Source organism: Pseudonocardia pini (genome assembly GCF_013870575.1).
GTDB classification, from domain to species: Bacteria; Actinomycetota; Actinomycetes; order Mycobacteriales; family Pseudonocardiaceae; genus Pseudonocardia; species Pseudonocardia pini.
In genome coordinates this window covers 1-9,101 of sequence record NZ_JACBXB010000151.1, presented here as the reverse complement: position 1 = coordinate 9,101, position 9,101 = coordinate 1, and the positions used below count along the sequence as shown (strand labels likewise).

Here is a 9,101-nt window from a genome sequence, read left to right as displayed (position 1 = left end):
GACACCGCAGGCCTGTCTGCGGGCGCCGCGCCCGGCGTCGGACCAGGCGTCGAGACGGAGGACGGGGCAGGTCGTGGCCACTGCGGGATCATCCGTTCGGGCTGCGTCGAACTGTCCGGTTTGCCGGATTCGTCACCCCGGGGAGCCCTCGGTCGATCATCCTGGGATCGTGGGGCCGGTGGAGTTCTCCGGTGGCGACATCGCCCTGAGCGTCGGCCTGGTCGTGCTGTTCGTGCTGATCGGCGGGTACTTCGCCGCGTCGGAGCTCGCGCTGGTCTCGTTGCGGGACAGCCAGGTCGAGCGGCTGGCCGCGAAGGGGCGCCGCGGCCGCCGGGTGAAGGCCCTGCGCGGGGACACCAACCGGCTCCTGTCGTCCGTCCAGATCGGCGTCACGCTCGCCGGGTTCTTCTCCGCGGCCTACGGCGGGTCGACGCTGACCGTTCCCCTCACCGGAGTCCTCGTCGGCTGGGGGGTGCCCGAGGGCCTCGCGGGCACCCTCGCCCTGGTCCTCGTGACCGCCGCGATCTCCTACCTGTCCCTGGTGCTCGGCGAGCTGGTCCCCAAGCGGCTCGCGCTGCAGCGCTCCGAGGGTGTCGCCCTGTTCGTCTCGCCCGTGCTCGACCGGATCGCCTCCGTGTCCACGCCGGTGATCTGGCTGCTCTCCCGCTCCACCGACGCCCTGGTGCGCGTGCTCGGCCTCGACCCGAAGGCGGACGGCGAGCGGGTCAGCGAGGAGGAGCTGCGGGACATGGTCGCCGCGCACGAGGACCTCGAGACCGAGGAGCGCCGGGTCCTCACCGACGTCTTCGAGGCCTCCGACCGCCAGGTCCGGGAGGTCATGGTGCCGCGCACCGAGGTCCACTTCCTCGACGCGGCCACTGGACTGGACGAGGCCGCCCGGGACATCGTGGACCGACCCCACTCGCGCTACCCGGTGACCGGGACGGACGTCGACGACGTCGTGGGGTTCGTGCACGTCCGCGACCTGCTCACGACCCGGCTCACCACACGGGGCGGGACCGTCGGCGAGATCATGCGGCCGGTGCACGCCCTGCCCGGCTCCAAGCCGCTGCTCGCGACGCTGTCGGAGATGCGGGCCCGCCGCGTACACCTGGCGATCGTGGTCGACGAGTACGGCGGCACGGACGGCATCGTCACCATGGAGGACCTGATCGAGGAGCTCGTCGGGGAGATCGAGGACGAGTACGACGCCGCGCACACCCCGGCCGGGTCCGGGGAGGACACGACCGTCGACGGCCTGCTGCATCGCGACGACGTCCGCGACCGCACCGGCATCAGGCTGCCGGAGGGGCCCTTCGAGAGCCTCGGCGGCTATCTGCAGCACACCCTGGGGCGCATCCCCGACCTCGGGGACACCGTGGACATCGACGGCAGCCGCCTGACCGTCGCGGCGATGGACGGCCACCGCGTCGCCGCCGTGGCCGTCACCTCGTCCCCGGCCGCCGACGTGCCTCCGATTGCCTCCGCAAATAGGTGAGGCTAGCCTTCGTCCGCACGCACGACCGCGGTCCCCTCGCGGCCGACGAAAGGACCTCCATGCGACTCCCCCGCCTCGGAGCGGCCGCGCTCCTCACGGCCGCCCTCGCGCTCGCGGGCTGCTCGAGCCCCTCCCAGGAACCGGCGGCGGCACCGAGCGCCGCCCCGGACGGTGCGTACCCCGTCACCCTCACGCACCTCTACGGCAGCACCACGATCCCGGCGAAGCCGCAGCGCATCGTGGCCGTCGGGTTCAACGAGGCGGACTTCGTGCTGGCCCTGGGAGAGAAGCCGGTCGGCCAGCGCGAGGTCCTCGGCTCGTTCGACGCGGACGGCCGGAGCTGGGCGCAGGCCGCGCTCGGAGGCACCCAGCCGGAGAAGGTCGGCGGCAGCGAGATCGACTTCGAGAGGGTCGCGGGCCTGCGCCCGGACCTGATCCTCGGCGTCTACTCGTTCATGGAGCAGGCGGACTACGACCGGCTCAGCGCGATCGCACCGACCGTCGCGCAGCCGGACGAGGACGGCGCGACCTGGCAGGAGCAGACGCTGACCACCGGGCAGGCGCTCGGCAAGGAGGCCGAGGCCCAGCAGGTGGTCGCGGACACGGAGAAGAGGTTCGCCGACGCGCGGGCCGCGCACCCGGAGTTCGCGGGCAAGACCGTGACCGTCGCCCTGTGGGGGGTCGACTCCGGGCTCTACGCCCTGGAGCCCACCGACCTGCGGGCGAAGTTCTACGCCGACCTCGGTTTCACCCCGTCCGCGCTCACCGGAGCGGTGGCCCCGGAGTCGTACGGGCAGCTCGAGGCGGACGTCGTGGTCGTCATGGGTGGCACCCGTGAGGACCTCGCGGGCCAGCCGACCTTCCAGGGCCTGCCCGCCGCCCAGCAGAACCGGGTCGTCTACACCGGCGGGTTCGACACCCAGCTCAACGGCGCCCTCGGCTTCGGCAGCCCGCTGTCCCTGCCGGTCGCGATCGACCTGGCGGTCCCCCGCCTGGCCGCCGCCGCGGACGGGAACCCCGCCAACCCCACGGACTGAGCACCACGACGGGGCCGGGGCTCAGCCGACGCCGACGGACCGCGCCTCGGCCCCCTTCAGGTGCAGCGACATGTCCCCCGTGCCGTCGGCCCGGATCCGGCGCTCGGCGAAGTGCCAGCCGTGCTCGTCGACGGTGAACGTGTCGTCGTAGGCGCCCTGGAACATGATGTGGGGCGCGGCGCCCGGCACGGACTGGAACACGACCACGTAGCTCCGCGACCGCGCGGACCGCCGGTCGTCGGCGAGGTCGATGCGGATGTTCGACACGGTGTGCCGGGTGGCGGGGACGCCGTCGTAGAGGATGACGTTGTCGGCCAGGAACCCGGAGACCGCGTCGAACCCGGCCAGCGGGGTGTCGGCGGTGAGGTACCAGGTCCCGTGCTCGAACAGCCGGGCCACGTCGTCGAGTGCGCCCTCGTCGATGCCCTCGCAGTAGGCGAACAGCAGTCGGGTGATCGCGTCCTCGGCGTCGAGGCGCTCCAGGTCGTAGGTCATGGCGGTGCTCCTTCCTCGCGTTGCTCGCTCAGGAGGCCTCGGCGACGGGCGACGGGTCCATGTAGACGAGGTACTCGACGACCTTGTCGCCCTGGATCCTGGTCCGGGTGATCGCGGGCAGGGTGAAGGAGGCTCCGCTCGCCATCGTGTACGTGACGGTCACCTGCAGCGCGGCGGTGTCCTCGTTGTAGAACTCCTCGAGGACCTCGTGCTTCATCCCCGCCACGGAACCGAGGTACTGGCCGACCCACGCCATGATGGCGTCGCGGCCGGTGACGATGTCGGAGTTGCCCATCCGGAACCGTGTCTCGTCGGTGAAGAAGCCGAAGAACGCGGCGATGTCGGTGTCGGCGGCCTGCAGCAGGCGGCGGGCGACGGTCAGATCCGGTGCGGTGTCGACGGACATGTTCTCTCCCTTGAGAAGGCGTCGGGGGTGGGTCAGTAGATCTCGGGCAGCAGGATGTCGGTCGGGGGGTTCTCCGGCAGGTACTTCCCGGCGCGGGCACCCGCGTGGATCTCGTCCTTCGACAGGCCCTGCTCGCGGGCGTCGACGAGCTTGTCCGGGTCGAAGTAGGAACCGATGGGGTTCTCCGCGAACTCGCGGGAGGCCCACATCCACTCCTTCGACGCCGCCCAGTCCCCGAAGGCGTCGACCTGGATCTCCACGCCGTTGCCCTCGGGGTCGGCGTAGTACATCGACATCGTGATGCCGTGGTCGAGGCTCATGAACGGGACGATGCCCTCGTCCTTGAGCCGCACGTAGTTGTCCAGCCACTGGTCGAAGTCGCCGTACTCGAACGCGGTGTGGTGCAGGCCCGCGCTGGTCGGCTTGTCCACCGGCTTCTTGATCGCGGGGTGCGCGACGAACGCGACACGGTGGTTCGCCTCGTCGTTGGTGAGCCAGGCGGCACCCTCGCTGTAGTGCACGGGGGTCAGCCCGGCGACCTTCTCGTACCAGGCGACCATCTCGTCGAGCTTGAGCGTGAGGAAGGTCGAGTGGTGCAGCTTCGGCGCGATGACCGGGCGGGGCTTGCGGACGTTGGGGGCCATGAGGTCCTCCTGCTCAGCATCGGCGTTGACACCTCGGGTCACGTTCCCTGTGCCGGTCAGCCTACTGATCGATATTCGTTATAACAACCCGTACGCTTGCCTCCATCGCCGACAAGGAAGCGGGGTCTCTCGTGGACCAGACCGAGCAGATGCTGACCGAGTGGCAGTTGACCGGGCTGAGCCAACGCTTCGCCCATCACCTGGACCACGGGGACTTCGACGCCCTGACAGCGCTGTTCACGCCGGACGGGGTGTTCGACCGCGGGGGCGTGCCGCTGCACGGCCACACGGCCATCCGCGCCGCGATGCGGGAGCGACCGGCGTTGACCACCCGCCACCTGCTGACGAACTTCCACTTCCCGGAGATCACCGCGGACTCCGCACGTGGCGTCGTCGGGTCCCTGGTGTTCCACGGGCCGGTCCCCGAGGGCGAGGGTCCCGTGCGGTACGCGACCGAGCACGGCCGGGTCCTCGAGTTCCACGACCGCTACACGCTGACCGACGGGGGCTGGCGGCTGGCGTCCCGGCAGGTCCGCCCGATCTTCCAGCCGGAGGTCTGGCCGTGACCCGCTAGCGGGCCTCGGTGGCCGGTTCGAGAGCCCGCAGGGCGAGCTGCTCGTTGTGCGCGAGATGGTCGTGCACCCCTTGCCGGACGGCGTCGGCGTCCCGGCTGCGGAAGACCTCCAGCAGGTCGTGGTGGGCGTGCTCCCGACGGCCGTGCTCTCGCGGGTCCGGGTCCAGCGCGCCGAAGCCGATCCGGATGTAGCGCTCGGCGGCCCGCCAGAGGGTGCCGAGGATCCGCACGTCCCACTCGGTCGCCGCGGGTCGGAGCAGCGCCAGGTGGAAGGCGTGGTGCGCCTCGTAGATCTCGTCGATCCCGAGGTGCTCGTCGCCGAACCCCCTGGCCTGGTCGTCGAGGCGGTCCAGCTCGTCGTCGCCGAGGAGGGCGCAGGCGCGCGCGGCGATGTTCGGCTCGAGGTCGTGGCGCAGCCGGTAGATGGCGTGCAGGTCGTCCAGGTTCAGCGGGGCGACCATGGAGCTCCGGCCGGGCCGGTTGACGACCAGTCCCTCGGCCTCGAGGCTGCGCAGTGCCTCGCGGACCGGGATGAAGCTGACGTTGAGCATCCCCGCGACCTCGCGCAGCGAGAACTCCCGACCGGGGGCCAGTGCGCCGGTGAGGATCGACCGGCGGAGCTCCGAGGTCACGAGCTCGGCGACGGACCTCGACTCGATCGGCCGCACCGTCGAACCGGACGACGCCATGCTGTTCTCGCTCTCTGTCCCGTCCCGCTCGGGGCGGTGGTGGGCACTATATCCGTCGCCCCGACGGGGCCCGGGAGCTCACGAGCCGGGTCGAGACCGGCGGCGCCGTGATCGACGCCGCCGGTCCCGTACGGTCCCCGGTCGGTCAGCGCCCGATCAGGGTGCCGACGGTGCGGAGCAGCGTGTCGCGGGCGTCGGCGACCGGCTCGGTCGCCCGGTACGCCACGTGGTTGTCCGGGCGGACCAGGACAGCGCCGCCGTCGGCGATCTCCCGCAGCCGCGCCCACGTGCCCTCGACGTCGGCGAGCTCGCCCCCGTCGCCGACCGTCACCGCGGTGACGGTCACCCCGAACTTCTCGGCGGCCGCCTCCGCGGCGCCCACCCACGCGGCACCGGCGGCGTCGGTGAGGAGCAGGAAGCCGTCCCGGTCGACGAGGTCGTGGGTGGACACCCGAGCCCCGTCGCGCTCGAGCCACGCGTGCGGGAGCCGGTGGCCGGGCCGCGTCGTGGGGTGGTAGCGGCTGCCCATCGGGTCGTTGGGCGGTGGCTGCGAGCCGTCGGGCACCACCGCACCCTCGTCGTAGCGGAACCCGATCTCCAGGTCGTGGGCCTGGAACTCCATGCGCTGGGTCTCGATCACCTCGGCGGCGCGGGCACGGCGGGTGGCGCCCATCGGGGTCTCGGCGAAGTAGGCCTCCATCGCGGCCCGGTTGGCCTCGGCGGGCTGTCCCGGCATGAGGCCCATGCCCGCGTCGATGAGCATGTGGTTCATGAAGGTGAACATCGCCCAGTCGACGTTGCGCGCCCCGATGGCCTGCCGCTCCGGCTCGTAGCTGTCGAGCAGCGAGGGCGCGGCCTGTCCCTTGATGACCGCGGCGAGCTTCCACGCCAGGTTGTGGGAGTCCTGGATGGCGGTGTTGAGGCCCAGGCCGGTGGTCGGGGGGTGGCGGTGGGCGGCGTCCCCGGCGAGGAAGACCCGACCGACCCGGTAGCGGTCGGCGAGCACACCCTCGAGTACCCAGTGGCTGATGCGCAGGACCTCGATCTCGAGGTCGGGCAGCTTCATGAGGCTCTTCAGCCGGGGGACGATGGCGGCCTCGTCGAACCGTTCGGGGTCGTCGGGCCCGAAGGCGAAGATGAAGTTCCACTCCTCGGAGTGCTTGCCCCAGGTCGGGCCCATCGGCACCATGGCGCCGCTGCTCCAGGATCCGGCGCCGTCCGGGTTGAGGAGCCAGGTGATCAGGCAGGTCTCGTCGGCGTAGGCGGACATGTCGGCCTTGAAGTGGCAGCTGACCATGTCCAGCAGCCCGCTGGGGCCGTTCATCGCGACCCCGATCTTCTCGCCCACCGTCTTACCGCCGTCGGCACCGATCACGTAGCGGGCACGCACCTCGTAGGTCTCCCCCGAGGAGAGGTCCTGGACCGTGGCGGTGACGCCGTCGCCGTCCTCGGCGAGAGCGACGAGCTCGTGGCCGAACCGGACCCGCCCGGGGGCGAGGTCCTCGGCGTGACGCTTGAGGATCGGCTCCAGCCGGATCTGCGGCAGGTTGCTCGACGGGCAGGCGCTGTCGCGCATGTAGGGCTCGAACAGCTTTCCGCCGCCGAACCCGTCGATGGTGTAGAGGATCTTCGCGTCGAGCGGGCCGTCGCCACCCAACGAGGTCGTCCAGCGCACCTTGCCGAACTTCTCCAGACCCGCGCCGGCCGCGTAGACCGAGTCGGCGATGCCGTACTGGCGGAAGACCTCCATGGTGCGCTGGTTGAGGTAGTGCGCCTTGGGCAGGTGCGAGGTGCCGTCGTGTCGCTCGACGAGCAACGACTCGACACCCAGCTCGGACAGGAAGATCGAGGCCGACAGGCCGCAGCCGCCGCCACCCACGATCAGTACGGGCACATCCAGGTCAGCCACCGGCGTCTCCTTCGATCGATCCGGTCCGGTCAGGGCCGTGTCCACCATGACCGGCATCACACTAACCGTTGATATTCGTTATAACAATAGGTTCGGCGGGCGCGGAACGTATGCCGCATCCGACCGATCCCCTCGGCGCCGTGACGAGCTCGTCGTCCGGGCCGACGAACAGCCTGGGCTCACGGGACCAGCCGGTCCCCGACGGCGTCGGCCCCGCGAGTGACCCCAGGCGTCGGCAGCGCTCGCGTCCGCGACGGTGCCCGGCGGCCTGCCGATCAGCCTCGGCGGGTCGTCGACGACCTGCTCCGCCGCGCCGGTCCCTCCCTTGTCCGACCCCCACCCCGGGTCTACCGTCGCCGATTAGTTCAGCTTCCATCGAAAAGGAGCGTGCGATGCGGGTCCCCACTGCTGCGGACAGGTTCTCGTTCGGTCTCTGGACCGTCGGCTGGCAGGCCCGCGACCCCTTCGGGGACCCGACCCGCCCGCCGCTCGACGTCGTCGAGGCGGTGCACCGGCTCGCCTCGCTGGGCGCCTGGGGCCTCACCTTCCACGACGACGACCTGGCCCCCTTCGGTGCCGACGCCCCCACCCGGGACAAGCAGGTCGCCCGGCTGCGCGAGGCCCTGGACGAGACCGGCCTGGTCGTCCCGATGGTCACGACGAACCTCTTCACCCATCCCGTGTTCAAGGACGGCGGGTTCACCTCCAACGACCGCGGGGTACGCCGGTTCGCCCTCCGCAAGGTGCTGCGCACCATCGAGTCGGCGGCCGAGCTCGGCGCCCGCACCTTCGTGCTGTGGGGCGGTCGCGAGGGCTCGGAGTACGACTCGGCGAAGGACGTCCGGGCGGCGCTGGACCGCTACGCCGAGGCCATGGACCTGGTGTGCGAGTTCGTCCTCGACCGCGGGTACGACCTGCGGTTCGCCCTGGAGCCCAAGCCCAACGAGCCGCGCGGGGACATCCTGCTGCCCACCGTCGGCCATGCCCTGGCGTTCATCTCCCGGCTCGCGCACCCGGAGCTCGTCGGGGTCAATCCCGAGGTCGGGCACGAGCAGATGGCCGGGCTGAACGTCGTGCACGGCGTCGCGCAGGCGCTGTGGGCGGGCAAGCTCTTCCACATCGACCTCAACGGCCAGCGCGGCGTCAAGTACGACCAGGACCTGGTGTTCGGCCACGGCGACCTGCTCAACGCCTTCGCGCTCGTCGACCTCCTGGAGACCGCGGGCTACGACGGCCCACGGCACTTCGACTACAAGCCCTCCCGCACCGAGGACAGGACCGGGGTGTGGGACTCGGCGGCGGCGAACATGCGCACCTACCTGATCCTCGCCGAGCGTGCGGCGGCGTTCCGGGCCGATCCCGAGGTCGTCGAGGCGAAGGCACTCGCCGGGGTCCCCGACCTCGCCGTGCCCACGGTGGCCCCGGGCGAGACCTACCGGGACCTGCTCGCCGACCGCAGCGCCTTCGAGGACTTCGACGCCGAGGCCGCGGGCAGGCGCGGGTACGGCTTCGTCCGGCTGCACCAGCTCGCGCTGGAGCACCTCACCGGCGCTCGGTGAAGGCGGGCCCGGCGGTCCTGCGAAGGCACAACCTCGGGCTGCTGCTCGCGGCGCTGCGCGAGGGCGCGGCCTCCCGGGCGGCCCTCGCCGCCCGGACGGGGCTGACCCGGGCCACTGTGGCGACCCTGCTCGACCCGCTGGTCGGCGAGGGCGTGCTCCGCGAGGAGACCGCGGCCCCGAGCGGCGTGGGCAGGCCGGGGCGCCCGGTGACGTTCGCGGCGGATTCGCCAGTGGCACTGGGGATCTCGGTGGAGACCGACGGCCTCGTCGGCTGCGCCGTCGGCCTCGAC

At 71.6% G+C, this 9,101-nt stretch carries 9 protein-coding genes and 1 pseudogene; 5 read left to right on the top strand and 5 right to left on the bottom strand.

The annotated features are described in order from the left end of the window. Positions 1 to 169: 169 nt before the first annotated feature. Together H5J29_RS11645 and H5J29_RS11640 are read left to right on the top strand one after the other, a co-directional pair. Positions 170 to 1,498: a hemolysin family protein gene (locus H5J29_RS11645; protein ID WP_312858167.1), complete on the top strand. Its 1,329-nt coding sequence runs from the start codon at positions 170 to 172 to the stop codon at positions 1,496 to 1,498. A gap of 59 nt (positions 1,499 to 1,557) precedes the next feature. After that, complete coding sequence (locus tag H5J29_RS11640; protein ID WP_181780948.1) at positions 1,558 to 2,535, top strand: iron-siderophore ABC transporter substrate-binding protein; 978 nt, start codon at positions 1,558 to 1,560, stop codon at positions 2,533 to 2,535. Positions 2,536 to 2,556: 21 nt separating this feature from the next. Here H5J29_RS11640 and H5J29_RS11635 read toward each other — a convergent pair whose 3' ends face one another. From H5J29_RS11635 to H5J29_RS11625, 3 genes are read right to left on the bottom strand one after another with little or no spacing between them, the layout of a single operon-like run. Continuing rightward, positions 2,557 to 3,030, bottom strand: a complete 474-nt coding sequence (locus H5J29_RS11635; protein ID WP_181780947.1) for a nuclear transport factor 2 family protein — start codon at positions 3,028 to 3,030, stop codon at positions 2,557 to 2,559. Between the two features lie 28 nt (positions 3,031 to 3,058). Then, the gene (locus H5J29_RS11630) at positions 3,059 to 3,436 is read right to left on the bottom strand and encodes a nuclear transport factor 2 family protein (RefSeq protein ID WP_181780946.1); all 378 of its coding nucleotides are present in this window, start codon (positions 3,434 to 3,436) and stop codon (positions 3,059 to 3,061) included. Positions 3,437 to 3,468: 32 nt separating this feature from the next. Further along, positions 3,469 to 4,080, bottom strand: coding sequence for a VOC family protein (locus tag H5J29_RS11625; protein ID WP_181780945.1), 612 nt, complete (start codon positions 4,078 to 4,080; stop codon positions 3,469 to 3,471). A 131-nt stretch (positions 4,081 to 4,211) separates the two neighbouring features. On the opposite strand from H5J29_RS11625, the gene H5J29_RS11620 reads away from it, so the two are divergent. Further along, positions 4,212 to 4,646, top strand: a complete 435-nt coding sequence (locus H5J29_RS11620) for a nuclear transport factor 2 family protein (protein ID WP_220187279.1) — start codon at positions 4,212 to 4,214, stop codon at positions 4,644 to 4,646. A gap of 4 nt (positions 4,647 to 4,650) precedes the next feature. Here the strand turns inward: H5J29_RS11620 and H5J29_RS11615 are convergent, their stop codons facing one another. Then, entirely contained in the window at positions 4,651 to 5,343 is a 693-nt protein-coding gene (locus H5J29_RS11615; protein WP_181780944.1) for a GntR family transcriptional regulator, read from the bottom strand. Positions 5,344 to 5,488: 145 nt separating this feature from the next. After that, positions 5,489 to 7,252: an FAD-dependent monooxygenase gene (locus H5J29_RS11610; RefSeq protein WP_181780943.1), complete on the bottom strand. Its 1,764-nt coding sequence runs from the start codon at positions 7,250 to 7,252 to the stop codon at positions 5,489 to 5,491. Positions 7,253 to 7,644: 392 nt separating this feature from the next. Between H5J29_RS11610 and xylA the strand changes: the two genes are divergently transcribed. Further along, complete coding sequence (gene xylA, locus H5J29_RS11605) at positions 7,645 to 8,811, top strand: xylose isomerase (protein ID WP_181780942.1); 1,167 nt, start codon at positions 7,645 to 7,647, stop codon at positions 8,809 to 8,811. Next, positions 8,808 to 9,101 (top strand): annotated as a pseudogene (locus H5J29_RS11600) (ROK family transcriptional regulator); the annotation flags it as partial. The gene xylA and the pseudogene H5J29_RS11600, both read left to right, overlap by 4 nt.